The 25966-nt window shown below is 62.4% G+C and carries 25 protein-coding genes and 1 tRNA gene; 6 read left to right on the forward strand and 20 right to left on the reverse strand.

Annotated elements, in window-relative coordinates; translation table 11 throughout:
• Nucleotides 1–275: 275 nt before the first annotated feature.
• The 8 genes from MTX36_RS23770 to MTX36_RS23805 form a co-directional block, all read right to left on the reverse strand.
• Nucleotides 276–473 (reverse strand): hypothetical protein, encoded by a 198-nt coding sequence (locus MTX36_RS23770; RefSeq protein WP_094270944.1) that lies wholly within the window; start codon nucleotides 471–473, stop codon nucleotides 276–278.
• Nucleotides 474–640: 167 nt separating this feature from the next.
• The gene (locus tag MTX36_RS23775; protein ID WP_243622104.1) at nucleotides 641–1066 is read right to left on the reverse strand and encodes a DUF2752 domain-containing protein; all 426 of its coding nucleotides are present in this window, start codon (nucleotides 1064–1066) and stop codon (nucleotides 641–643) included.
• Between the two features lie 37 nt (nucleotides 1067–1103).
• The gene (locus MTX36_RS23780) at nucleotides 1104–1673 is read right to left on the reverse strand and encodes an RDD family protein (protein WP_243622105.1); all 570 of its coding nucleotides are present in this window, start codon (nucleotides 1671–1673) and stop codon (nucleotides 1104–1106) included.
• Nucleotides 1674–1794: 121 nt separating this feature from the next.
• Nucleotides 1795–1867 (reverse strand) — tRNA-Thr (locus tag MTX36_RS23785).
• Nucleotides 1868–1897: 30 nt separating this feature from the next.
• Nucleotides 1898–3127: a DNA polymerase III subunit delta' gene (locus MTX36_RS23790; protein ID WP_243622106.1), complete on the reverse strand. Its 1230-nt coding sequence runs from the start codon at nucleotides 3125–3127 to the stop codon at nucleotides 1898–1900.
• Nucleotides 3128–3163: 36 nt separating this feature from the next.
• A complete protein-coding gene (gene topA, locus MTX36_RS23795; RefSeq protein ID WP_243622107.1) occupies nucleotides 3164–6091 on the reverse strand; it encodes a type I DNA topoisomerase in 2928 nt (975 codons plus the stop codon).
• Nucleotides 6092–6259: 168 nt separating this feature from the next.
• Nucleotides 6260–6844 (reverse strand): hypothetical protein, encoded by a 585-nt coding sequence (locus tag MTX36_RS23800; RefSeq protein WP_243622108.1) that lies wholly within the window; start codon nucleotides 6842–6844, stop codon nucleotides 6260–6262.
• Between the two features lie 188 nt (nucleotides 6845–7032).
• Entirely contained in the window at nucleotides 7033–7236 is a 204-nt protein-coding gene (locus MTX36_RS23805) for a cold-shock protein (RefSeq protein ID WP_243622109.1), read from the reverse strand.
• A gap of 459 nt (nucleotides 7237–7695) precedes the next feature.
• On the opposite strand from MTX36_RS23805, the gene MTX36_RS23810 reads away from it, so the two are divergent.
• Entirely contained in the window at nucleotides 7696–9984 is a 2289-nt protein-coding gene (locus MTX36_RS23810) for a DEAD/DEAH box helicase (RefSeq protein WP_243622162.1), read from the forward strand.
• Nucleotides 9985–9988: 4 nt separating this feature from the next.
• Here the strand turns inward: MTX36_RS23810 and MTX36_RS23815 are convergent, their stop codons facing one another.
• From MTX36_RS23815 to ssd, 7 genes are read right to left on the reverse strand one after another with little or no spacing between them, the layout of a single operon-like run.
• Nucleotides 9989–10339 (reverse strand): Rv3654c family TadE-like protein, encoded by a 351-nt coding sequence (locus MTX36_RS23815; protein ID WP_243622110.1) that lies wholly within the window; start codon nucleotides 10337–10339, stop codon nucleotides 9989–9991.
• Nucleotides 10336–10692 carry a TadE family type IV pilus minor pilin gene (locus tag MTX36_RS23820; RefSeq protein ID WP_243622111.1) on the reverse strand — a complete coding sequence of 119 codons (357 nt, stop codon included), beginning with the start codon at nucleotides 10690–10692 and terminating at the stop codon, nucleotides 10336–10338. The genes MTX36_RS23815 and MTX36_RS23820 overlap by 4 nt, the downstream gene beginning before the upstream one ends.
• Nucleotides 10692–10895: a DUF4244 domain-containing protein gene (locus MTX36_RS23825; RefSeq protein WP_243622112.1), complete on the reverse strand. Its 204-nt coding sequence runs from the start codon at nucleotides 10893–10895 to the stop codon at nucleotides 10692–10694. Before MTX36_RS23825 ends, MTX36_RS23820 begins: the two co-directional genes overlap by 1 nt.
• Before the next feature lie 56 nt (nucleotides 10896–10951).
• Nucleotides 10952–11539 carry a type II secretion system F family protein gene (locus tag MTX36_RS23830; protein WP_243622113.1) on the reverse strand — a complete coding sequence of 196 codons (588 nt, stop codon included), beginning with the start codon at nucleotides 11537–11539 and terminating at the stop codon, nucleotides 10952–10954.
• A complete protein-coding gene (locus tag MTX36_RS23835) occupies nucleotides 11536–12324 on the reverse strand; it encodes a type II secretion system F family protein (protein WP_243622114.1) in 789 nt (262 codons plus the stop codon). The genes MTX36_RS23830 and MTX36_RS23835 overlap by 4 nt, the downstream gene beginning before the upstream one ends.
• Entirely contained in the window at nucleotides 12321–13505 is a 1185-nt protein-coding gene (locus tag MTX36_RS23840; RefSeq protein ID WP_243622115.1) for a TadA family conjugal transfer-associated ATPase, read from the reverse strand. Before MTX36_RS23840 ends, MTX36_RS23835 begins: the two co-directional genes overlap by 4 nt.
• Nucleotides 13502–14605: a septum site-determining protein Ssd gene (ssd, locus tag MTX36_RS23845; protein ID WP_243622116.1), complete on the reverse strand. Its 1104-nt coding sequence runs from the start codon at nucleotides 14603–14605 to the stop codon at nucleotides 13502–13504. The genes MTX36_RS23840 and ssd overlap by 4 nt, the downstream gene beginning before the upstream one ends.
• Nucleotides 14606–14929: 324 nt before the next feature.
• Between ssd and MTX36_RS23850 the strand changes: the two genes are divergently transcribed.
• Nucleotides 14930–15748: an HAD-IB family hydrolase gene (locus MTX36_RS23850; protein ID WP_243622117.1), complete on the forward strand. Its 819-nt coding sequence runs from the start codon at nucleotides 14930–14932 to the stop codon at nucleotides 15746–15748.
• Nucleotides 15749–16135: 387 nt separating this feature from the next.
• Here MTX36_RS23850 and MTX36_RS23855 read toward each other — a convergent pair whose 3' ends face one another.
• Entirely contained in the window at nucleotides 16136–16888 is a 753-nt protein-coding gene (locus tag MTX36_RS23855; RefSeq protein WP_243622118.1) for an oxidoreductase, read from the reverse strand.
• 202 nt (nucleotides 16889–17090) lie between these two features.
• On the opposite strand from MTX36_RS23855, the gene acs reads away from it, so the two are divergent.
• Nucleotides 17091–19022, forward strand: coding sequence for an acetate--CoA ligase (gene acs / locus MTX36_RS23860; RefSeq protein WP_243622119.1), 1932 nt, complete (start codon nucleotides 17091–17093; stop codon nucleotides 19020–19022).
• 52 nt (nucleotides 19023–19074) lie between these two features.
• On the opposite strand, the gene MTX36_RS23865 is transcribed toward acs, so the two are convergent.
• A complete protein-coding gene (locus tag MTX36_RS23865; RefSeq protein ID WP_279394956.1) occupies nucleotides 19075–20463 on the reverse strand; it encodes an MFS transporter in 1389 nt (462 codons plus the stop codon).
• A gap of 252 nt (nucleotides 20464–20715) precedes the next feature.
• On the opposite strand from MTX36_RS23865, the gene nhaA reads away from it, so the two are divergent.
• From nhaA to MTX36_RS23880, 3 genes are read left to right on the forward strand one after another with little or no spacing between them, the layout of a single operon-like run.
• Entirely contained in the window at nucleotides 20716–21954 is a 1239-nt protein-coding gene (nhaA, locus tag MTX36_RS23870) for a Na+/H+ antiporter NhaA (protein ID WP_243622163.1), read from the forward strand.
• Complete coding sequence (locus tag MTX36_RS23875) at nucleotides 21951–22460, forward strand: phage holin family protein (RefSeq protein WP_243622121.1); 510 nt, start codon at nucleotides 21951–21953, stop codon at nucleotides 22458–22460. The genes nhaA and MTX36_RS23875 overlap by 4 nt, the downstream gene beginning before the upstream one ends.
• Nucleotides 22461–22470: 10 nt before the next feature.
• Nucleotides 22471–23403, forward strand: coding sequence for an alpha/beta fold hydrolase (locus tag MTX36_RS23880; RefSeq protein ID WP_243622122.1), 933 nt, complete (start codon nucleotides 22471–22473; stop codon nucleotides 23401–23403).
• Nucleotides 23404–23406: 3 nt separating this feature from the next.
• Here MTX36_RS23880 and MTX36_RS23885 read toward each other — a convergent pair whose 3' ends face one another.
• The 3 genes from MTX36_RS23885 to MTX36_RS23895 are packed head-to-tail and all read right to left on the reverse strand — an operon-like array spanning nucleotide 23407 to nucleotide 25963.
• Nucleotides 23407–24597 (reverse strand): MarP family serine protease, encoded by a 1191-nt coding sequence (locus MTX36_RS23885; RefSeq protein ID WP_243622123.1) that lies wholly within the window; start codon nucleotides 24595–24597, stop codon nucleotides 23407–23409.
• Nucleotides 24594–25313 carry a CoA pyrophosphatase gene (locus MTX36_RS23890; protein WP_243622124.1) on the reverse strand — a complete coding sequence of 240 codons (720 nt, stop codon included), beginning with the start codon at nucleotides 25311–25313 and terminating at the stop codon, nucleotides 24594–24596. The genes MTX36_RS23885 and MTX36_RS23890 overlap by 4 nt, the downstream gene beginning before the upstream one ends.
• Entirely contained in the window at nucleotides 25310–25963 is a 654-nt protein-coding gene (locus MTX36_RS23895) for a TlpA disulfide reductase family protein (protein ID WP_243622125.1), read from the reverse strand. The genes MTX36_RS23890 and MTX36_RS23895 overlap by 4 nt, the downstream gene beginning before the upstream one ends.
• Nucleotides 25964–25966: the final 3 nt, after the last annotated feature.

Genomic DNA, 25966 nt, shown 5'->3' on the forward strand with positions numbered 1-25966 from the left:
CTGGCCGGCTGCTCTGGGGCAACTTTTCCAGCTTATCGGATTCTCTGCGCCGGCGCAAACCGGGCTGATCGTCGTCGTGAACTGGAGGTGAAGCACAACCATACAGGATGGAAACTGCTTCGGATTTTGTAGATTTTGTCAGGCACTTCGTCCAACCTCGTGTCTCTCGCTGTGAGGCGGGAGTCGGTGTCCGTGTCGCTCTGACTTGGAATAAGTTACGCGAGTGTTCATCGAAATAACAAATCGCCTGTTCACAGGCTTGCGCTCGGTAAACTTCAGGGAACCCAGTACCTCTGCGCCAACTCTTCGACGATCGGATCGCCCTCTTTTGCCTGTTCGAGGGCCTCGAGATCGTCAGTCACCGCGAGCAACCTTGAATCGTCGCCTTCTGCCTCTCGAATCGGGCGACGGCCATCCTCTGCGAGTTGCCGCAGCAACTTCTCGCGCACCCGGGCCTTCAACGAATCAGCCATACCGCCAGCATGTTCCTTCAGTGCAGCGATGTCGAGTGCCTACTTGCCTATTCGTCGTCCTTCTTTTTGCCGAAGACCCGCCTGGCTGTCGGAATCAAAACGATCAATGCACCGAGCAGCACAATCAGCGAAAAGACCTGCATTGCCATATCGACCTCATCTTCCGTTCAAGCCGGCGCGAGCCAGCTTCCCCAAGGGGTGTTCCGCACAACCGTAAACGCAACAAGAGTTCCGAGCACGACGATGGTCGCAACGGGATTGAGGACGATCATCCGATCGGCCGTCCCCCTCCATCTGCGCTCCGCCCAGCGCACCCACGCCACTGTCAGTACTAGAACGAGCGGGACGATCAGGGCATTGCTCGACATTGCCGCACCGATATCGAGGTTGGTCAGATCGTTGACTGCCCGCAGACCTCCACACGCCGGACACCAGAGGCCCGTCACCGCATACAGAGGACAAATGCCGTAACTCCCCGCATTGTGCGGATCTCGGAGGTGCAGAAGTGCAAATGCCGAGACCCCTGCGGCGGCGACACCGGCCGGCGCTGAAAGCGCCCGCCAGCCTCGCACTGCGGAGGTCTCGGCATTCATACGCTCCACTGTAGAAGCAGGAGCCCGACACTTGTACCTATCGCACGCGGATGACGACCGAACGAACAACCATGTCGTGCCAGCACTGACTCTTCGCGTCCCAGAGCGGCCACAGGTAGTTGATGAAACACGCCCCGCCGAGGATCGACACCATGATCCATCGCAGAAGTGCCATCCCCGGCCCCAATGAAACACCATCGGATTCGCGGACCACCGAGATTCCCAGCCACTTCTTGCCGAGCGTCTGGCCGGTATTTCCTTGACGGAATACGTAATTCCACACCTCGATCAGCAGAATTGCCAGGCCGCCGACCACCATGACAGCGATTCCGGCACCGTTCACGCCGTCGATGTTGCTCGATTCATACGTGTCATAGGTGTCATAGGTAGTGACTTCGGCGCCGGAGAACGCGATCACCGCACCGACGATCATCAAAATCACGCCGGGTAACGGCACGACGAAGTTGTCGAGCAAATATGCCCAGACTCGCGAAATCCACGACGCGTAGGGATAGGCAGGTTGCGGGGGAAGGTATCCCTGCGGCGACATCGGCGGCATCTGTCCGTACTGCGGCGGCTGGCCCGATCCCCAATTCTGGTCCGACATCGCGGTCTCTCCCTGCTCAGGCGCGCGTGCGCAAGATCAGGATAAACCGGTCGGCGCGTTTGCGTACGTACAAACGGCAAGAGCCCCACACCCAAGATTACGGGTGTGGGGCTCTTGACCGAGCTGCCTGAGAGAATCGAACTCTCGACCTTTTCATTACGAGTGAAATGCTCTACCGACTGAGCTAAGGCAGCGTGCCTTTCGGCGAGGGCGAGTCTAACTGGTCAACCCCCCGAACGCGAAAACGGGGGTCGGAAAGCCTCTCCGATACGGGCAACCATCGCGTCGAGTGCCCATTGCAACTTGACGTTGAAATCGACCGCCTCACGACATGCCAGGACCGCCTCGATGCACGTCAACAGCCCTTCGGGCGAAGTGCGAGCAGCCAGCTGAGCGGCTTCTGTCGTCTTATCCGGATGAGTGGCCGTCGACGACGATCCCAGCGAATAAGACAACGCGTCCCGGTACATGCCGGCAAGGTCGATCAGCGTCCGATCGAGAAGGTCACGACGCCCTCGGGTATCGCGAGATTTCTGTCGATCTTCGAGTTCTTTGATCAATCCGGCGGATCCGCGGATAGCACCGGCGGTGCCCTTGCCAGTACCTCCGGCACCGAGCGAGACCTTCAGTTCCTCGAGCTCTTGTTCCTTGAGATCGGCATAGAGCGCCTTGGTTTCCGATTCGATCGACTTGACCAATGCCTCGGCCGCTTTGTAGGCCGTAGATGCCGAAGCAGCGTCGAAGGCGAGCCGCAATGACCGTGACCGTTCATCGCGGGCACTGTCATCGGTAGCCAAACGCCGTGCTCGACCGACATGTCCACCGCTGATGGACGCGGCAAACGCCGCCTGCTCGGGAGAAAGCCCGTCGCGCTCGACCAACACCTGCGCAATCGACTCGACAGAAGGAGTCACCAACGGCATGTGCCTACATCTCGACCGCAATGTGACCGACATGTCCTCGGGGTCCGTCGTGGGCGCACACAGCAGGATGACAGTACGGTCCGGTGGCTCTTCGACAACCTTCAGAAGCGCATTTGCAGCGCCCTCGGTCAACCGATCTGCATCCTCCACCACGATGATCTGCCAGCGTCCGGTGGTTGGCCGGCGAGACGCGATATTGACGATCTTGCGCATTTCTTTGACCGGGATGCTCAAGCCGACAGGAACGATCCGTCGTACGTCACCGTGAGTTCCGGCCATCGTCGTTGTACACGCATGGCACTCACCGCATCCTGGTGCGCCATCTGACGTGCATTGCAAAGCTGCGGCGAAGCAGAGCGCCGCAACGGAACGCCCGGACCCTGGCGGGCCCGTGAACAGCCACGCATGACTCATATCGGAACCGGTCGAATCGCCCCTGGCGGCCAGCGCGGCGGCTCGCAAACTCTGCTCGACGTCGTGCTGGCCTACCAGCCGGCCGAACACACCGCGTTCGGCCACCTCAATACTCATGCAAAAACCCTAACCGCCGGTACCGACGAGTCCGGCTCAGTCCTTCTTCGCCGGGGCCTTCTTTGCAGCGGCCTTCTTGGCCGGAGCCTTCTTTGCAGCCGTCTTCTTGGCAGCGGCCTTCTTGGCCGGAGCCTTCTTGGCAGCAGCCTTCTTCTTCACCGGTCCGCGGGCACGACGGTCAGCCAGCAATTCAGACGCGCGAGCATCCGAAATCGACTCGACCTCGTCGTCCTTACGCAAGCTGGCGTTGGTCTCGCCGTCAGTGACGTACGGACCGAAGCGGCCGTCCTTGATCACCATCGGCTTCTCGCTCACCGGGTCGACACCCAGCTCACGCAGCGGCGGAGTAGCCGACGCCTGACGTCCACGACGCTTCGGCTCGGCGTAGATCTTGAGCGCCTCGTCGAGCGTCACCGTGAACATCTGCTCCTCGTCCGCAAGCGAACGGGAATCGGTGCCCTTCTTCAGATACGGACCGTAGCGGCCGTTCTGCGCGGTGATCTCTTCCTTCGACTCCGGGTCGACACCGACAACGCGCGGCAACGAGAGGAGTCGCAACGCGTCTTCGAGCGTGATGGTTGCCAGGTCCATCGACTTGAGCAACGAACCGGTGCGCGGCTTGGGACCGGCAACCTTCTTCGCAGCCTTCTTCGCGGGAGCCTTTTTGGCTGCGGCCTTCTTCACCGCAGTCTTAGTGCTGCCGGCACTGATCTCTTCAGGCTCAGGCACGGGAACGATGTCCGGTTCCGGTTCAGCTGGCGGCTCAGGCAACAATTCCGTGACGTAAGGACCGAAACGGCCCTCCTTCGCGACGATTTCGTGGCCGGTCAGTGGGTCGACACCCAGCTTGCGGCCCTCTTGAGGCGTCGAGAACAGCTTTTCCGCGAACTCGGGAGTGAGCTCGTCCGGCGGCAGATCATCAGGAAGATTGGCCCGCTGCGAGATCAGATCGCCTTCGGGATCGTCCGGATTTTGGACCATGCGCTCGAGGTACGGACCGAAACGTCCGACACGCACGTGAACATCACGGCCCTCCGCGTCGTCGAACAAACGAATGGAGTTGACCTCGCGGGCGTCGATCTCTTCGAGATTGACACCGACCATCTTCTTCAAGCCGCCCTCGCGGGCCACCGAACCTTCAGCGCCGGTCTCGCCGCCGAAGTAGAAGCTGCTCAGCCAGTTGCCGCGCTGTTCTCGTCCACCGGCGATGGCGTCGAGGTCGTCTTCCATGCCGGCGGTGAAGTCGAAGTCGACCAGACGGCCGAAGTGCGCTTCGAGCAACCCGATGACCGCGAAGGCGACCCAGGCCGGGACCAACGCACTGCCACGCTTGTAGACGTAACCGCGGTCGAGGATTGTCTTGATGATCGACGAGTACGTCGACGGACGACCGATGCCGAGTTCTTCGAGCGTCTTGATGAGGCTGGCTTCGGTGTATCGCGCCGGCGGATTGGTGCTGTGACCGTCCGGATCGAGCTTGGTTGCCGTGACATCCTGACCCTTGACCAGCACCGGAAGTCGGGATTCTGCGTCGTCGGACTGTCCACCGGCCTCTTCGTCGACACTCTCGACGTAAGCCTTGAGGAAGCCCGCGAACACGATGGTTCGACCCGAAGCGGAGAACGTGCAGTCCTCGCCCGTGCCTGCTGTACCCGAGATCCGCAACGTCAGCGTTGTTCCCCGAGCGTCGGCCATCTGCGAAGCGACCGTGCGCTGCCAGATAAGTTCGTACAGCTTGAACTCGTCGGTATCGAGCTTCGAATGCAACTGCCCGGGGGTCTGGAAAACGTCACCGGCCGGACGGATCGCCTCGTGCGCTTCCTGCGCGTTCTTGACCTTGCGGGTGTACTGCCGTGGCGTCGGGTGGACGTACTCCGGGCCGTACAGTTCCGCGGCCTGCGTACGAGCAGCAGTGATCGCAGACTCCGACAGCGTCGTCGAGTCGGTACGCATGTAGGTAATGTAGCCGTTTTCGTACAACCGCTGCGCGATACGCATGGCCCGCTCGGACGTGAAACGAAGCTTGCGTCCGGCTTCCTGCTGCAGCGTCGATGTCATGAACGGCGGGTAAGGCTTGCGGGTGTACGGCTTGTCCTCAGCGGAGGAAACCGTCAGGTCAACGCCCTGCAGTCCTTCCGCGAGACGACGCGCAGCGGCCTCGTCCAACACGGTGACTGCACTGCCCTTGAGCTTTCCGTCGGGTCCGAAATCGCGACCCGAAGCGACGCGTGAACCGTCGACAGTGACAAGACGAGCACCGAAACTGCGCGGGCTGGCGTCGGCGCCGGCATCGAGCGTGGCAGAGATATCCCAGTACGAAGCCGACTTGAACGCCATGCGCTCACGCTCACGCTGAACGATGACACGGGTTGCCACAGACTGAACGCGACCAGCCGAAAGCTTCGGCATGACCTTCTTCCAGAGAACCGGGCTGACCTCGTAACCGTATAGACGGTCGAGGATACGGCGGGTTTCCTGGGCGTCGACGAGGTCGGTGTCCAACTCGCGGGTGTCATCGGCGGCGGCACGAATTGCCGACTCGGTGATCTCGTGGAAGACCATTCGACGAACCGGAATCTTGGGTTTCAGGGTCTCGAGAAGATGCCAGGCAATGGCCTCGCCCTCGCGGTCAGGGTCAGTTGCGAGGAATAGCTCGTCGGCGTCCTTCAAGAGCGCCTTGAGCTCGGCGACCTTGCCCTTCTTCTCCGGGCTCACGACATAGAGCGGCTCGAAATCGTTGTCGACGTTGACGCCGAGGCGGGCCCAGGACTCGCCCTTGTACTTGGCCGGAACATCCGCTGCACCGCGCGGCAGGTCACGAATATGACCGACCGACGCCTCTACTACGTAATCTTTACCGAGGTAGGGAGCGATTTTGCGCGCCTTGGTCGGTGACTCGACGATCACGAGGCGACGAGGGTTACCGGACGCTCCCTGACCGCTGCCGTTGTCCGCTTTAGCCACCTGCTGCCCGAACCTTCCTTTGGACGATCACTGCCGTCGGCAATGACGATCTACTGCCGTCGGCAGTACTGAGAACTAGACGTCTGGAGCAATTTATACCCCGTGCCGCCCTTTACAGAGTGACATACCCACAACACATTCGTGCAGATCAGTACAGTATGGGAACCATCAGACATGTGGCCAAGCTGACTGGACGTCCACGTGACGGGGCGCATCCCCGAGGTATTCGACAAGCTTCGTCAGTCTCTTCTTCCCGGAAACTCGAAGCCCCGGACCCGGTGTCCGATTACCCAATTGAGTGGGCGCTATACCCACCCGCATCAACGCCTGCGCCAACGGCGCATGGGTGTTGGTGGCATGCGGGTCGAGACCGAAGACGAAGCGATCACCGTCCTCTTCCAGACGCCCGGCGGCGACGGCCCAGACCCGGAGTTGACGCGAGTTCGGGACCCAACCAGCCGGTACCGACTTCACGGCGCCTTTGGTCCACTGCACGGACAGCGGCAGCAATGCCGGCGTCGACTGCGTACGCACCAGCGGGCTGCCTTCTTCGCTGCGCGTCACCTCCGCGCCCAGTCCGCATTGCGCGATGAGTTCCGCGACGGCCTGCGCTCGCCAGTCTCGATCCACGACGATGGAGATCCGGGCACGATCCTCGGTGGTCACTACCTGACCGGGTCCGGCCAGCATGCCGGCGAGGTCGGTCACGGCCGGAGGAATCGACTCGGCAGAGAAAAAGGACAGTTGGCTCACAGAGTGCAACGTAGGGCACGAAGACCGCTGCGGCATAGACGGACGCTTCGCAGGCGAGTTGAAGAATCAACTTCCGACAGCGGGAAACAACACGAAAAGGAATGTCCCCCACCGCTACGCACCTTGCAGCGCAACGATGGGGGACGATCCTGCCTAAAACTATTCGCCCGAAGATACGAGCGGAAGAATCAGACTGCGCGAACGCCGGTCGCCTGAGGCCCCTTGGTTCCCTGGCCGACCTCGAACTCCACGCGCTGGTTCTCCTCGAGGGTACGGAAACCGTTGCCCTGGATCTCGGAGTAATGAACGAAGACGTCTGCGGAACCGTCTTCGGGAGCGATGAAGCCGAAGCCCTTTTCAGCGTTGAACCACTTCACATTGCCCTGTGCCATGCTTTTCCTTCTCTTTCTAACACCGGATTCGATGAACTGCCCTTATCAATTCACCGGGCCGGTTCCGACCGCCGTACTTTTGTTTCCCCCAAGCTTGAATCCTCGCAGGAAAGGCAAGGCACCGCGCTCGCAACAACGATTCTGCGAGCGTGCACTTTCTCAAGCCTACGAACACAGAAGCTGCGACCGGTTGTCAGTCAACCATGTTCTGCGCGTACAGAACAGTAGAAATAGGTTAAAAATTTGCTACGAGAAAAACCGTCTGCCGGCGGCAATCCCGCAGGTCGCAGTCAGCACCCCACGCCGACACGATCCTGAACCGATGCGTATCATCAAAACTGCAGGTAACGGCAGTTTCGCACTGTCGGGACACCCCGAACGCCGATCCCGGAGAGTCACGTGAACGCAGCCTCCCCAATTCCTGATCCCGGCGGGACCCCTGGCGAAACCTACGGACAGATGCTTCTCGGCCGCATCGTAGCGGGTGTCACGGGAAACGAAGATCCGTTGACCTTCACGGCGCAGCTACTTGCCCGCCGCGCACGGTTCGCCGAATGGCCGGAGTGGTTGCACCCCAGCGTCGTACGAACGTTGCGCGAGCACAGCGTGACCGCCCCCTGGACTCATCAGAGCGAAGCTGCCAACCTTGCCCATCAAGGGAAACACGTCGTCGTTGCCACCGGAACAGCGTCGGGCAAGTCACTGGCATACCAACTTCCGGTTCTGACTGCGATGGCGTCGGACCCGCTCGCTACCGCGCTGTACCTCTCCCCCACCAAAGCGCTCGGCAGCGACCAACTACGAGCAGTGCTGTCCCTCACCGACTTCGACGCCGACCTACGGGGAACCAACCCGAGCGCGTACGACGGGGACACATCGACGGAACTTCGTACCTGGGCGCGCGAGAACTCGCGATGGCTGTTCACCAATCCCGACATGCTGCATATTTCACTGCTCCGCACCCACCAACGATGGGCACACTTCTTCCGCAATCTGAAATACGTGATTGTCGACGAATGCCACTCCTACCGTGGCGTCTTCGGATCCAATGTCGCCCTCATTCTCCGCCGATTGCGCCGCATCGCCGCCCGGTACGGAGCCGAACCCACCTTCATCCTGGCCAGTGCTACCACTGCCGACCCCGGCGTAGCCGCCTCACGGCTGATCGGCGCTCACTGCGCCGAAGTCACAGACGACGGATCACCCCACGGACCGCGCACCGTCGCACTCTGGGAACCGCCACTCGTACCGGCACTCACCGGCGAGAACGGCAGCCCCGTACGTCGTCCTGCCGGCGCGGAAGCAGCCCGGATCATGGCAGACCTGATGATCGAAGGCGCTCGAACTCTCACCTTCGTTCGTTCGAGGCGCGGCGCCGAACTGACCGCCCTGGCGACCAAACGTCTACTCGCCGAAGTCGACACCGATCTAGCCGAACGCGTCGCACCGTACCGCGCCGGATATCTCGCGGAAGATCGCCGAGAACTCGAAGCAGCTCTCGCGGACGGCACGCTGCTGGGAGCCGCGACCACCAACGCCCTCGAACTCGGCGTCGACATCGCCGGTCTCGACGCCGTTGTCGTAGCCGGCTTTCCGGGAACCGTGGCGTCGTTCTGGCAACAAGCAGGCCGGTCCGGCAGACGAGGCGAAGGATCGTTGGTCGTTTTGATCGCCCGTGACGATCCACTCGACACCTACCTCGTTCACCACCCCGCCGCGATTCTCGAGAAACCGGTCGAGGCTACCGTCACAGATCCCGGAAATCCCTACGTTCTCGGACCTCAGCTTCTCTGTGCTGCAATGGAACTCCCTCTATCAGAAGCCGAGGTCGAGGCTTTCGGAGCACTCGAGGTCCTGACCGCACTCGCCGAGCAGGGCAAAATCAGGCAACGCAAACACGGCTGGTTCGTCACAGCGGATTCCAACCCACACGGCTCCCTCGATATTCGCGGCGGCATCGGCACCCAAGTCGCCATCGTCGACGGTCAATCCGGCCGAATGCTCGGAACTGTCGACGCCGGACGCGCGCCCGCCACCGTTCATCCGGGTGCAGTGCACATCCACCAAGGTGAGTCGTACGTTGTCGACGAACTGGACTTGGAAGTCGGGCTTGCCCTCGTTCACGCGGAAAACCCCGACTGGACCACGTCAGCGCGCGAAACCACCGAAATCACCGTCACCGAACAGCTCGAGCACAAGAATTACGGCGACATCGCCGTATCGCTCGTACGGGTCGAGGTCACGCATCAAGTTGTCGGCTACCTACGTCGCCTGAACTCCGGCGAAGTCCTCGACTCGATCGAACTCGACATGCCCGAACATACTTTGCAGACGCGGGCCGTGATGTACACGATCACGCCAGAACTCCTCGAATCCGTCGGTGTTACCCCGGAACGGTTCCCGGGATCACTCCACGCCGCGGAACACGCCGCGATCGGACTTCTGCCGTTGGTAGCGATCTGTGATCGAGGAGATATCGGCGGAGTCTCGACTGCGGTACACGCCGACACCGGCCTGCCTACCGTCTTCGTCTACGACGGCCATGCCGGCGGCGCGGGATTCGCAGATCGCGGGCACAGTGAGCTCTCCCGCTGGCTCACCGCCACCCGCGACGCGATCACCTCCTGCGAGTGCTCCCACGGCTGCCCGTCGTGCGTCTACTCGCCCAAGTGCGGCAACGGAAACGACCCACTCGACAAAGACGGTGCCATACGAGTTCTGACGGCGGTCCTCGACACCATCAACTGAGCACCTACCCGGACGGCCCGGCCCGAGCGGATGCCTCGGCGTCGCCGATGCCGAAGGCCGACAACAACACCGGCGCCCGCACCCGGACAACAACATCCCATTCCTCGATCACACATTCCGCGAGGACAGTCCGCATCCGCACGGCAACTTCAGTGGCCTTCTCACACCCGGCGTCGCCGCCACGATCGAGCGCTCCCGCGCCGGCCAACGCCGAAAGGTCTGCCGAGGACTGGGCACTGTGGCGGGCGACAACTGCCGAACCGACATGCAGGAACCCGCCGGTAGCCACCACGATTCCCGCCAACGCAATGCATGAAAAGACTGTTGCAACACCGTCGTCGGACCGGATACTCATCCGCTCACCCCTGGTTCGACCGACGCCACCGCCTCCGCTGAAATGTTCACCATCGGTAGCAACGCGCTGTCTGCGCTCACCACCGCCACGACAAATCCGTCAACGATCTGTACCGAAATTCGTGCGTCGGAAGGACCGATACGACGCGCCGTGGTGATCGCATTGTCGCGATCACCACGCGCGGTCAGTCTTGCCGCCTCACGAGCAGCATCCACGCACCGAACTTGCATCGACACGGCCAACACCGCTCCGATGCACAGCACCACCACAGTGATGATCGAGGCAAGACCGATCGCAGCCTCGACTGTGACCGCACCGTCGTCGGATCTACGAATACTTCTCGTGGACAACATCACACAGCTGTCTTGAGTGCTTTGTCGATGATCCCGGTGAGAGCTGTGACAATCGAATCACCAGTGACCACTGAGTAGAGAACTGCACCGAACGCCGCAGCCGCGATAGTCCCGATTGCATACTCTGCCGTGGACATTCCGTCGTCATCGGCAACCAGCAGCGTCAACCGGGCGGACAACCTACCCATCATTTCGGACATCATTTTCCCCTCCTGTAAACCGCGACAGCTGTTCTGCCGCGGAAGAATTGAGCTCTGCGTCAGATCAATCCGTCGCCGAGCACCGAAGTTGCCAATCCGATCACTACCGGCACTATGCCGAGGCAGAGAAAGGCAGGCAGAAAGCACAGCCCGAGCGGCCCGCTGATCAGCACACCGGCGCGTTCCGCTGATGCTGCTGAGGCATCCTCCGCCTCGTCTCTGCTTCGATCTGCGAGTTCAGTCATCGCGACCGAGAGCGACGTACCGGAACGCGAAGACCTACGAGCCAACCGCGCAAGCGATTCCGTGCCGGGATCAAGTGCAGCCTCGCTCCAGGCCACATCCGGATCTGCACCCAACGCTAATAGGTCTGCCACCCGGCGGAGCGTGTCGGCCATCGGGCTCGGAGCCGTAACGGCAACCGCGGCAACAGCCTCCGCGACCGGAAGCCCTCCCCGCAGACAGGCTGCCAGCAGATCGAAACTTGCCGCCACCGCAAGGGGATCGATGTTGTCGACGTGCATCTGCGAGCCGGGAACGACATCCTCGACCCCACGAAAGATCTCCGCAGTCCGGGACAAAGACGTGCGGGCATTCGGAACGACAAGGAGCGAGCAACCAACCATCAGAGCGGCCTGCCACATCATGAGCTGACCTTCGCGGTGATTTTGTCGGTCCACAGCAGACCCAGGGAAACAAACACGGTTCCCGCGACGAGCATCATTCCGCCGGCACCTCCCCCGAAGAGCACAGTCAACGGGGACGCACCCATCAGTTCACCCAATCCGATACCGAGAAGCGGAAGTCCCGCAAGGACCGATGCCGTGGCTCTCGCGCCGGCCAAACCTGCTTCGGTGCGCTGGCGAAAGCGTCTGCGACCCAACATATCCGTCCGCACAGCGTCAAGCAGATCGGCGAGAGCCAACCCGTGGTCTTCGGCCACCGACCATACTGATCCGACTCGCGCCAACTCGCGCTCGACCAGCGAGCCGACAACTCCGAACGCGTCAGCAGCGGAGCCGCCCAATCGAGCCCGGGCAGAACCCCGTCGAAACACTTCCCCGACCTCACCCGCACACTCCTCACCGGCAACGGCACACGCAGAAGCCGGATGCGCACCGATCCGCAACTCCGCGATCAGAATCTCCAAGCCTGCAAGCAGGACAGAAAGTTCCGAGTCTCTCGACCGGGTTGCTTTCTTCCGCCGGCCACGAAGCATGGTCGTTCCGCAGATCACCCCGACGCCCACTATCGCCGAGAACCCGCCGAACACCCAACCCAAAAAGATCACCAGAACCGCCGCCGGCAGAACCCCTGGCACTTTCCGGGATGCGAATGTAGACCGATCAACAAGGAGATCAAGCCTTGTACGCGAATCCGCCACCGGCGCAACCATTACGGACAACGCACACAGCAACAATGTCACGCTCATCGGATGAGGCTCTCTCGATCACGAAGGCGCAACAGTCGCTCGAGTTGATCGCGGCCCGGACCCACCGTCGGCCAGGCCTCGTTGATACGCACGAAGCCGTCGACACCACGCTCGATTACGCCGATCTGTTCGAGTCGCCTGGATCCGTCAGCGCTGCGATGAACGTGCAGGATCACCTGGACTGCTGCTGCAAGCTGACTGTGCAACGCATTTCGGTCCATCCCACCCAACGCTGCCAGTGCCTCCAGCCTGGCCGGCACCTCCTCCGGAGAGTTGGCATGGATGGTTCCGGCGCCGCCGTCATGACCCGTATTCAAGGCTGTCAGAAGGTCGATGACCTCGGCTCCACGAACTTCTCCGACCACGATGCGGTCAGGTCGCATCCGCAGTGCCTGGCGTACGAGATCGCGTACCGTCACCTCCCCGACACCCTCCACATTCGGCGCACGTGCAACCAACCGGACGACATGGGGATGCGGCGGAGCCAACTCTGCGGCATCCTCGACACAGATGATCCGCTCTCGGGGATCGACAGCGCCCAGGACCGCCGACAGCAAAGTAGTTTTTCCGGCGCCGGTGCCACCGATCACCAGAAATGCCAAGCGGCACCTAATGATTCGATCGAGCAGCATTCGGGCCCCCGGTTCGATCGCGCCGCGTTCACACAGTGCGTCGAGACCCTGCGTCGCCGGCCGAAGCACGCGCAAGGACAAGCAGGTCCCGCCCTGCGCAACAGGTGCGAGAACAGCGTGCAACCGAACTCCGAAGTGACCGTCACCCACACCGTGCAGACGGCCGTCGACCCACGGTTGCGCGTCGTCGAGTCGTCTACCCGCCGACAAAGCCAACCGCTGCGCTAGGCGTCGTACCGCGGCCTCGTCGGCAAATCTCACCGCGGTTCGCTCCAGCCCGACACCTCGATCCACCCACACCTCGTCCGGCGCGGTCACCAGAACATCGGCAACTCCAGGTTCGTGCAACAGCGATTCGAGCGGGCCCGCGCCGGTCAGTTCGGTCTGGAGGATTCGCAGCACCTCCAGCAAGTCGGTATCACCCAGCACCCCTGAGGATTCGGCGCGGACAGCGTCAGCCACCGTAGCCGCTGTCGGCTCCAGGCTTGTCGACGCCGTCAATCGTTCACGGACTCGCTCGAGCAAGTCCGCCGTGACCAGGCCACTCATGCTGCGGGGCCCCAGATGCGTGCCCCTGAGGTAATCGCGTCCAGAACGGCGCCGGCAGCAACACTCAAAGGGCAATGACGCGTCAATTCCAACCCGCCGCGCTCGAGCATCGATGCCAGCGATCGATGCCCACGCATGACAGCAATCAACGGCAATCCGAGCATGTTCGCGACATCGACCCCGCGGAGACCTCCTGGAGCCGGACCCCGCACCAGCAGCCCGATATTCGAATTATGTTCCGCCGCCCACACTCCCACCTTCTCGGCCGCGACGCATGACGCCACCGTGGCCGGGACGACCATCACCACGAAGTCCGATGCTTCGAGAATCGCTTCGACCACCGGGCTTCGATCGCGCGGAACGTCGCACACAACCACGCCGCCCGACCGCCGTCCGGCGTCGAGCACCGCCCCCACAGCCGTGACGGTAGGACCGCGAACTTCCCGCCTGCTGCACGCGAGCACGCGCAGATCCTTTCCCAACGCGGGAAGTGCATCGCGAAGCGCTTCCGGCGACAACCGGCCACCCTCGACCGTCAACGCCGACCAACGCAACCCCGGAACAGAATCGATACCGAGCAAGACGTCCGCGCCGCTTCCGAGGGCGTCGACGTCGACAAGCAATGTCGGTGTGTGACGAGCAGCAGACGTCAAGGCGATAGCGGCGGCACTCACGGAAGCCCCTGCTCCACCACAACCGCCGACAACTGCCACGACTGTGCCGTCGCCGCGGCTTGCGGAATGCTCGGCCAGCACGGCGACCAACGCATTCTCGTCGGCGGGCAACGTGAACAGGGCCTGAGCCCCGATGGAGGTGGCGTACTTCCACTCGTCGATCGTGGGTTCGCCCTCGTTGACGATAAATACACGCGAACGTCTGGGGTTGCGACTCGAACAAGCTCTGGCACTCGCCACGTCGAGAACTACCGCCGACGCCCGATTCCATTGCTGCCGCGAGACCGGATGTATCGCTTCGTCCACTGCCTGATCAATCGCGGCAGCCACGCGTCGCACACTGGCGAGAATCATCGGATCGTCGACCATCACCAGGACATCCGCGCCGGTCGGCCCTGGGCCCGCTGCTGCTGCCATCGAGTTCATGGGCAAGAGCCTGTTCTCGATCGCCCGGAAACGACAGACACCCGAAGAACTCTGTGGACAACTCGCGGACTGTGGATAACTCACACGCCGGGGTGCGCGACCGGAAAAGGGAACGACCCCCGCCTGGGGGGAGGCGGGGGTCGTTCATCAGTTCAGCCCCGGGGGGTTGGGCTGAACTCGTCCGAACGAATCGAACTGCGCTAACCCTACACCGCGGCAATCCGAAAAATGCAAGCCTGAGCAGCACTGATTCAGAGATTTCGCCGCAGAATCCCACGCTTTCGAAGCACATACGAACCGTCTGTCGGACTATCCTCGGTAGCTGTGACCGACAAGCCTGCGAATGGACTGACAACCGGGCGGACTGCCGCTTTCTTCGACCTCGACAAGACCGTCATCGCCAAATCCAGCACGCTGGCTTTCAGCAAGCCGTTCTTCGCTCAGGGACTGATCAACCGACGCTCCGTCCTCAAGAGCAGTTACGCCCAATTTCTGTTTCTGCTCTCCGGTGCCGATCACGATCAGATGGAACGGATGCGCGAACACCTCACCGCAATGTGCGCCGGGTGGGATGTGGAACAGGTGAAATCGATCGTCGCAGAAACTCTGCACGACATCGTGGACCCACTCGTCTATGCCGAGGCTGCAGACCTGATCGCCGACCACAAGTTGCGAGGGCACGACGTCATCGTGGTGTCCGCTTCCGGAGAGGAAATCGTGGCTCCGATCGCGCGGGCGCTGGGGGCAACTCACTCTGTGGCGACGGCCATGAAGGAAACCGACGGGCACTACACCGGCGAGGTCGAGTTCTACTGCTACGGCCCCGGCAAGGTGGAAGCTATGGAACGACTCGCGGACCGGTACGGCTACGACCTCGGTTCAAGTTACGCCTACTCCGATTCCGTAACCGACTTGCCGATGCTCCAGGCCGTCGGACATCCTACGGCAGTCAACCCGGACCGCGCGCTTCGTAAGGCCGCGGCCGGAAACGGTTGGCCCATACTGACTTTCTCGAATCCGGTATCACTGCGGGCACGGTTGTCGGCGCAGTCGAACACTACGGTCGCAACTACGGCGGCAGTGGGGATAGGGGCCTTGACCGCCGGGGTTGTGACGTTTGCACTGTTGCGCCGAAAACGCTGAAATCCGAAGCCCACAAACAAGAATTGCCACTTGCTGTGAGCGGCGACACAGAGTACAAAGGAGTTACGGAAGAACGGAAGGCCAGGAACGGCTCGGAAGAGAAGGACCGTTTCCCCAACTGAAATTCCCAGCACGGGCACTAGGGCACCCACGCGGAGCACAAGCCACTATAAGGGCAGAAGCGTTGTGGGCCTGCGAGATTCGTTCAGTTTGAGCGAGGACTCCGCACAGGTTGCGGAGACAAACTCAGAAGAGCGATCCCTCGCCGAGGCCACCCACACAACCCACCGAGCACGCTTGGTAACGAGCAGTCCGTGCTAACGGGCGGCGAAGTCGATTTATCGGCAGCGCCGCCCGTTTTGTGCGTGCACCTAGTTAGTGGTGGAACTAGCCAGCGGCAGCGGCATCAGCAATCGACCCGGCTTCGCGAGCGCCGGCTTCGAGAGCACCACAGCACAGAATCACCCAACTGCCGACACCTTCGGTCCGACCGGACGCGAACCCCGCAGCACCGTCCGCATACGCCTGCGGCCTACGCAACCAACTGACCTCCGGGACACCGAGGTTGTGCGGATCCAGTCCCGACGACACCGCAACGAGACGAGACGCCGCCCGCGCCACAATTCCGTCGGCAGTGCCGAACGGACTCAATGCCAGAAGTTCACCGTGAACAACAGCGGCAAGAACCGGAGCCGGCGCCGACGTACCACCGGTGACGAGTTGAGCCAGGGCGTCGAGGCGCTCCCCCACTCCGCGATCCGATCGAGGCCTCCCGAGTTCGTCGGAATCCTCCACCAGGTCTGCGGCCGCCAGAAGATGCAAACGCGCCAACGCCTGCAACGGTGCTCGCTTCCACGTCGCTTCCATCAACGGAAGGCTGTCTCCGTCGAGCGCCTGGGCGACCCGCAACGCGCCGGCCAGAATCGGATCTCCCGCCAGACCCTCGGCCGGCAGCACAGTTGATCCGCCGGCCAGGGAGGCCGAGGCGCGGGCGGCGCGAACTGCCGCCTCGGCAGCCGTCGTGGGCCAACCCCGCCTGTTGGTTTTGTGCCGATGTACCTCACCGAGCGCGTCGCGCGCATGATCAGCGGCGGCAAGAACGCCGGGGAGATCTACGAGGGGCTGCAAGGGATCAGTCACGATCAACGACGGTACCCGTCGGCCACACCCGAAAAGTAGCCGCCCGCTTGTCGCCGTCGGCAACCACCCGTCGCATCGATTCGACCGATTGTCGCAGGACAAGGAGTTGCAACGTGATGCAACGGTGCGATTGACAGCTCTTGTGACTACCCTCACACGAAGCGATGTACTACCGATCCGAAGCGAAAGAAGGCCGTCAATCATGACCAGTGCAGCCGAAACAGACGTCCCGCAGGCGTACCCGCCCAGCGCAGAATTTGCCGCGGCCGCCAACGCCGGACCGGAACTCCAGGCTGCCGCCGACACCGACCGTCTCGGCTTCTGGGCCGACCAAGCCGAACGTCTGCACTGGCACGAAAAATGGACCGACGTCCTCGACTGGACCGACGCACCCGTCGCCAAATGGTTCGTCGGCGGAAAACTCAACGTCGCCTACAACTGCGTCGACCGCCACGTCCTCGCCGGCAACGGCGACCGCGTCGCAATCCACTTCGAAGGCGAACCCGGCGACAGCAGAGACCTCACCTACAACGACCTCCTCGCCGAAGTCAGCCAAGCGGCAAACACATTCACCGACCTCGGACTCGTCGCCGGTGACCGCGTCGCCATCTACATGCCGATGATCCCCGAAGCGATCGTCACGATGCTCGCCTGTGCCCGCCTCGGCCTGACCCACTCCGTCGTCTTCGCCGGATTCTCCGCCACCGCCCTGCGCTCACGCATCGACGACGCCCAAGCCAAACTCGTCGTCACCGTCGACGGCCAATGGCGCCGCGGATCTGCAGCCCCCATCAAAGACGCCGTCGACGAATCCGTCGCCGGCGCGCAATCCGTCCACAACGTGTTGGTAGTCAACAGGACCGGCATCGACGTCGCCTGGACGCAAGGCCGCGACCTGTGGTGGCACGAAACTGTCGCTACAGCTTCCCCCGAACACGAAGCTCAACCGTTCGATGCCGAGCATCCCCTGTTCATCCTCTACACCTCCGGCACCACCGGTAAGCCCAAGGGCATCATCCACACCTCCGGCGGCTACCTCACCCAGGCGTCGTACACCCACCACAACGTCTTCGATCACAAAGCCGGACAAGACGTTTACTGGTGCACCGCCGACATCGGCTGGGTCACCGGACACTCCTACATCGTCTACGGCCCACTCTCGAACGGCGTCACCCAGGTCGTCTACGAAGGCACCCCGAACTCCCCGAACGAGCACCGCCACTTCGAGATCATCGACAAGTACGACGTCTCCATCTACTACACCGCCCCCACCCTCGTGCGCACATTCATGAAGTGGGGGCGCGAGATTCCCGACGCCCACGACCTGTCCTCGATCCGCCTCCTCGGCTCCGTCGGCGAACCCATCAACCCCGAAGCGTGGCGATGGTTCCGCGACGTGATCGGCGGCGGCAAGGCACCCATCGTCGACACCTGGTGGCAGACGGAAACCGGCGCGATCATGATCTCGCCGCTGCCCGGAATCACCGCCACCAAGCCCGGATCCGCGATGGCACCACTACCGGGCATCTCCGCGAAGATCGTCGACGACGACGCAAAAATCCTCGGCGCCGGCGGAAACGGCTACCTCGTTCTCGACGAGCCGTGGCCGGCGATGCTGCGCGGCATCTGGGGCGACATGGAACGCTTCAAGGACACCTACTGGTCTCGCTACGCCGAAGAAGGCTGGTACTTCGCCGGCGACGGCGCCAAGTACGACGACGACGGCGACCTCTGGGTCCTCGGCCGCGTCGACGACGTCATGAACGTCTCCGGCCACCGCATCTCCACCTCCGAGGTGGAATCGGCACTGGTCAACCATCACGGTGTGGCCGAAGCAGCCGTCGTCGGAGCAGCCGACGAAACCACCGGCCAGGGCATCGTCGCGTACGTGATCCTGCGCGAGGGCGTCGAAAACACCGGAGAAATCCTGATCGCGGAACTCAAGGCACAGGTGTCCAAGGACATCAGCCCCATCGCCAAGCCCCGTCAGATCACCATCGTGCCCGAGCTCCCGAAGACCCGCTCCGGCAAGATCATGCGTCGACTCCTGCGCGATATCGCGGAAGGCCGCGACCTCGGAGACACCTCAACGCTCGTGGATCCCAAGGTATTCGACGCAATTCGCGGCAAATAGCACTGTGCGTCTTTATTAACCGCCCACGGTTAATAAAGGCGCACAGCAGGTTTCAGGCCCCTACATCGTCCAGCGACTCGTCCTTCGTTTCACGCATGACGAGCAGCGCGACAAACGTCAGGGCCGCGGCAACCAGCAGGTAGATCCCAACCCAGCCGACGCCGTAGTGGTCGACCAGATAGACCGCGATGAACGGTGCAACTGCCGCACCGAGGATGCTCGCCGTGTTGTACGCGATACCCGAGCCGGTGTACCGGACGTTGGTCGGGAACAGTTCCGGGAGAACAGCACTCATCGGCCCGAAGGTCAGACCCATCAGGATCATGCCGACAACGAGGAAGGCCAGCATCCGGCCGTCGCTCATGCCGTCGGACTCCAGAAAAAGGCCGAACGTGAGACCGAATGCCATCAACATGCCCGTGATGACCAGCAGCGTGATGCGTCGGCCGTAACGGTCGGCCAGCCAACCCGATACCGGCACTGCGGCAGCGAAGAAGACCACTGCGATCAGCTGCAGCACAAGGAAATCGGTGTACTTGAAGCCCGCTCCGACGCCACCTTCGGCGGGAGTCTTCGCGATTCCGTAGCTGAGCACCCACGTGGTCATGAGGTAGAACAGCGTGTAGGTGGCGAGCATGACGAAGGTACCGATGATCAGCTGACGCCAGCTGGTCTTGAATACCTCGGCGAGTGGTGTCTTGACCTTCTCGCCGCGCTCGACTGCGCGCGCAAATACCGGAGTTTCCTCGAGACGAAGTCGCACGTACAGGCCGATCATCACCATTACTGCGCTGAGCAGGAAGGGAATTCGCCAACCCCACGAGAGGAAGGCTCCGTCGAGGTCGGGGTTGGCGCTGTCATGGTCCATCATCAGCGAGATGGTCAGGAACAGACCGTTCGCGAGGAAGAAGCCGATGGGCGCACCCAACTGGGGCCACATGGCCGCCCAGGCCCGCTTGCCTTCCTTTGCCGTCTCGGTTGCAAGCAATGCTGCACCGGACCACTCACCGCCGAGGCCTAGGCCCTGACAGAAACGCATCAGCGCAAGAAGTGCCGGTGCGAGCAAACCGACTTGTGCATAGGTCGGGAGCACACCGATGAGGAACGTCGCGACGCCCATCGTCAGGAGCGAGCCGACCAATGTCGCCTTGCGGCCCACCCGGTCGCCGAAGTGACCGAAGAGGATCGAGCCGAGCGGACGCGCTACGAACGCGAGACCGAACGTCGCCAGCGACGCCAGGAGTGCGGTGGTGTCGTTGCCTTTGGGGAAGAAGAGATGCGGGAACACCGAGACCGCAGCAGTGGCATAGATGTAGAAATCGTAGAACTCGATCGACGTGCCGATCGTGCTGGCGACGATGATTCGACTGCGAGGCACACCACCGACTGTGTCAACGCCGGTTGTGTCACCACCCTCAGGCGTCGGCGGGTTCTTATTCAGTGACGTACTCACTCGGGATGCTCCTGCAGCTATACAACGGTTGTCCAATTGGTGGGATGAATCCCAATCCGTAGGAATTCAACACGGGCGCCATTTCGTACGCAAATTCGGTTCCGAGACCGATCCGCGATAAAATTTCGTAAAAGGTGAGCCGGGAAGTCTGGTCGGCACGTGATTTTTCACGTCCATATGTCCGCAGCGTCCGTATGTCTGCACACCGAACAAAGGTCGTATCCTCGCGTGATTTCCACAATGCGGTCAGAGTTGTCCCGCTACCTCCGCACCGAAACAGTGGGCGGGTCCATCCTTCTGGTCGCCGCTGCCATCGCCCTGATCTGGGTCAACTCGCCGTGGGGTGACAGTTACCTTGCATTGCGCGACTTCCAGATCGGGCCGTCGGCGCTCCACCTCGACCTCAGTCTCGGCACCTGGGCACAGGATGGTCTGCTTGCCATCTTCTTCTTCGTGGCAGGCCTCGAACTCAAGCGCGAACTGGTCGTCGGGGAACTCGCCGACCGCAAAGCCGCCATGCTTCCGATCATCGCCGCGTGTGGCGGAGTTCTCGTTCCGGCGATCATCGCGGCATCCATCGGCTGGGGTACCCCGGGCATGGAAAAGGCGTGGGCCATCCCGGTTGCCACCGATATTGCTTTTGCCCTCGGAATCCTGGCCTTGACCGGTTCCCGCATTCCGACCAGCGCGCGGGTGTTTCTGCTCAGCCTTGCCGTAGTCGACGATCTGCTGGCGATCATCCTGATCGCCGTACTGTTCACCGCGTCGATCGCAATGCTGTGGTTGCTCACCGCTGTGGCGGCACTTGCCGTCTATGCCTATGCCCAGCACAAACGCATCACAACACCGTTCCTTTATGTTCCGCTTGCGCTTCTGGCCTGGTATTCGATGCACGAGGCCGGCATCCATGCCACGCTCGCCGGCGTCGCACTCGGCCTACTCACGCGGGTTCGTCGTGACCCGGACGAAGAGTATGCGCCCGGAACTCGCCTGGAACATCGCATCCAGCCGTACTCGGCCGGGTTCTGTGTTCCCGTCTTCGCACTGTTCGCGTCCGGGGTCCCCATCAACGGCGCAGTGCTCGGCGACATCTTCACCGAACCCTTCGGGCAGTCCGTTGTCGTCGGCCTCCTTGTCGGAAAGACCGTCGGAATCTTCGGAATTTCCCTGCTCGCGATCAAATTGGGCATAGCCACAAAACCGAAGACGCTGGAACTGCGGGACATGTTTGCCCTCTCAGTTCTCGGCGGCATCGGGTTCACCGTTAGCCTGCTTGTAGCAGACCTCGCATTGGACGGGGTCGGCGATGGCAGTGAGGCCGAAATAGCGAAGGCCGCAGTTCTCGTGACATCGTTGTTGGCGTCGCTGATCGGATCAGCGCTGCTGTGGCGACGTGGGCGGTTTCATGCGGCTCGCGACGAGGAGTCCGCTGCCATCGCTACGGACGCGAGAGAACTACCTGGAGAGGTCGACAAGTGAGCTTGACCAACGGAGAGAGCCAGCGCTTCAACGGAGACGGAGTGCCGAACACGGTGTCCTCCATTCCACTGACCGATGTGGACGCCCGCACGCCGAGCGAAGCCAGCATCGGCGCCCTTGTCAGGGATGCGACGGCTCAGGTCTCGACATTGGTGCGGGCAGAAGTAGAGCTCGCCAAGGCCGAGGTCACCGGCGAGGTCAAGAAGGGCCTGCAGGGCAGTGTGTTCTTCATCTTGGCATTCACCGTTCTGCTGTTCAGTTCCTTCTTCTTCTTTTTCTTCCTGGCAGAGCTGCTCAGCCAGTGGCTCGATCGCTGGGCTGCGTTCTTGATCGTGTTCCTGATCATGGTGCTGACGACCGCACTGCTCGGGTTGCTGGGCTACATGCGTGTACGGAAACTCCGGGCTCCGGAGAAGACGATCGAATCGCTCCGGGCCGCCAAGAGTGTCCTTCCCGGTAGCCACGACGACGTCAAGCCGTCGGTCGAATTCAACGCACGTAGGTAACGAAACCGCTGTGTCAGCCCCAGATCCATCCACCGTCAGATTCGACGGCCCCTGGATTCACCGGGATATTCACGCCAACGGCATCCGGTTCCACGTCGTCGAAGTCGGCGACGCCGATCCGGATGCCCCCTTGGTGGTGCTCCTACACGGATTTGCCGACTTCTGGTGGTCCTGGCGCCATCAACTGACTGCGCTGTCGGCGCAGGGCTTCCGAGTGGTTGCATTGGATCTGCGCGGATACGGCGACTCCGACAAACCACCCCGCGGCTACGACGGCTGGACGCTGGCCGGCGATGTGGCGGGGCTTATCCGGGCGATGGGATACGGCAAGGCCACGCTGATCGGTCACGCCGACGGCGGGCTGGTGTGCTGGGCGACTGCCATCCTGCATCCACGGTTGGTGCGCTCGATCGCGTTGATCTCCTCACCGCACCCCCTGGCACTCAAACAAGCGATCATCCGCGACCGGTACCAGCGCAAAGCGCTCGTTCCGTCGTTCCTGACCTATCAGATTCCGTTCCGGCCGGAAAAGCGTCTGACTGCCGACAACGGCGCCGAGGTGGAGCGACTGGTGCGTGCACGCTCAGGTCCGGCGTGGTCGGAGCAAGCGGAATTCGACGACGTCGTCACCAAATTACGGTCCGCGATCCGGATTCCCGGCGTCGCACATTCGACGCTGGAATATCAGCGTTGGGCCTTCCGCAGCCAACTTCGCCATGAAGGTCGCAGATTCATGCGACTGATGGATCAGGTGCTCCGCATTCCGATTCTGCAGATTCACGGCGACCTGGATCCGTACGTCCTGACACGCACGGTTCGGCGCAACAAGCGTTGGGCACCGGAGGAACAGCTTCACGCAATCCCGGGAGTCGGCCATTACGCCCACTGGGAAGCCCCGCAGAGAGTCAACGACGCGCTGCGGGACTTCCTTACCGCCGACTAGCTCCTAGAGAATGCAGGCGCCTGTAGGGACGGGCGTCGACGCACCGGTGGCCATCCCCAGTTGACGCGACACCTCGTTCGCGGTGAGGACAAAACCGGTGTCACTGTCATCGATAGCAGCACCGAACACGACGCCCAGCACTTCACCTTGGTCGTTGACCATGGGTCCACCGGAATTGCCCTGTCGGATCGATCCGCGAACGGTGTACACCTCACGCTTGGTGGTGCCGGCCTTGTAGATGTCCGGTCCGTTGAGGTTGAGGACCTCACGTACTCGCGCTGCGCTGGCTGTGTAGGGACCGCCGCCTGGGTAACCGAGCACCAGGGCGTTGTCCCCGGTCTGCGCAGGCTTCGAAGCGAACGGCAGAACCGGTACGTCAAGCCCGGGCACCGCAAGGATGGCGATGTCGACGGAGGAATCGAAGAGTACGACCTCTGCCGGCAACGGGCCGGTCAGGGTGTCGACGGTGATGCTTTCGGTACCGGCAACAACGTGGGCATTGGTCATGACGCGCTCCGGCGCCACGACGAACCCGGATCCTTCGAGCGCACGCTGACAACTCGGCGCAACACCGTTGATGCGCAGAACGCTCGGCCGCAGCTGCGCGGCCAGCGGGCTGGCCAGAACGCTGGCGTCGGGAGGTTCAACTTCGGTAATGGGGGTGCGTCCGAACGGGCCGATCACGTCGGGCAGTCCTGACGTGTCGAGCAGCGCCGAGAACTCTGTCGGGATCTGCCGGAGCCACTGCGGCGCGAGGTCGTCGACACCGGCCAGGACGTTCGAACCGCGCACGGCGGCCGCCACGTTCGGCTGCGACGACGACGTCAACGGGATGGCCAGCAGCCACGCCGCGACCACTACGGCAACTGCTTGCAACCCGGCGCCGATCACGCTGTCGACTGATCGCGCGACCGGACTGTGCATGCCACTTCGCGCAGCTCGGCCCAGCACCATTCCCGATACTTCGCCGATGATCACCAGCACCACGATCAACGAGATGCCGGCCAGAATGCGCAGCTTGCCCTCGCTGACGTGCACCAGGACGTGCGGTGCCAGGAGGATGCCGGCGACAGCACCCAGGATCACTCCGACAAACGCCAACGCCGACGCCACCGCGCCCTGACGCCATCCCGATGTGGCCGCGATGAGCGCGACCAGCACGATGGCGAGGTCTACCCACCGCGAACCGGTCATCGGGGCACCGCCGAATCTTCGATGTCTTCGCCGATTTCGGCGAGCGCCGTGTCCAGATCCCTCACGTCGTCGGTATCCCACGGAATTTCCCAGCCGGACACCGCGAACAGTGCGGCCAGGATGCCCGCGGTGAACCCCCAGACGAGCATGCCGTCGGCCAGGAACGCCGGGCCTTGATATCCGGCCTGATGGCGAACCTGGAAGCGGTTGTCAGGATCGAGGAGCGTGCGCAGGGGCACCCGCGCCACTCGGCCGACCTCACCGGAGTCCTGAATGCCCACGGGCATCGGGTTCTCCCAGTAGGCGATCACCGGAGTCACATCGAATCCGGACGGGGGAATGAAGATTTCGGGCAACACCGTCAGCGGGAGAACTCCACTCGGGTCGACGCCGGTTTCTTCCTGCGCCTCACGCAGGGCAGTGCCGACGGGACCGTCGTCACCCGGATCAGCGGCGCCGCCGGGAAACGCGACCTGGCCACTGTGCTGACGCATCGTCGACGCACGTTGAGTGAGCAGTACGTCCGCGCCCTCGGGCAGCCCACCGAGGCACAGCGGATCAGCGTCGCGAGGTCCACCGAAGAGAACCAGGACCGCAGCGGGACGCGTGTGCGCGCCTCGGGGCGCATGCCGGTTCAGAACAGGATTGAGACGGTGTGGATCGGTGGGTTCGGTGCTGGAAACTGCACGCAACCATTCGGGCACCTGTGCGTTCATACGACAACTCCCAAATACTGCGCCGTTGCGGCAGCGATCTCATCCGCACTGCGGAACGGTTGGGGCAACACCTTTGCGACGGTTCCGTCGGGGCGGATAAGTACCGAGACCGGCAGAACGGGGGGCGCACCGAGTGCGATCCGCACCTTCCCGTCGCCGTCCTGAACACCCGGCAGTCGAACGGAGTAGTCGATGAGTCGTGTCAATGCGTTCTCCTGATTCGGATCGGAATGCACCGTCAACACATTGACACTCTGCCCGGCACGATCCGCAAATTCCTGGAGGTGAGGCAGTTCTTCTGCGCATGGCGCGCACCAATACGCCCAGAGGTTCACGAGCGTGGGTTTGCCGGCCACTGCGGCTGCGAGATCTACAGAACTGCCGTCGGCGATGCAGTCGAGGGTGATTCCGGTCAACGCCGCTCCAGTCGGAGCGGGGGAAACCGGTGTCGGGCAAGCCGCCAATCCGGCCTGCTCTCGAAGTTGGCCGAGCGATTCCGAGGACGGAGTGAACGTGGGCGGACGGTAAGCCGAAGTCGACGAGCCGCCGGACACGTTCGGGGCGTCATCTCCCCCGCGTGGCCAGATCGCGACGACGAGCGCGGCGACCAGGGCAAGCGCAACGAGGGACCACCGAGCAGCACTGGACATCAG

It is taken from the genome of Rhodococcus sp. ARC_M6 (assembly GCF_022810305.1).
Classification (GTDB): domain Bacteria; phylum Actinomycetota; class Actinomycetes; order Mycobacteriales; family Mycobacteriaceae; genus Rhodococcus_F.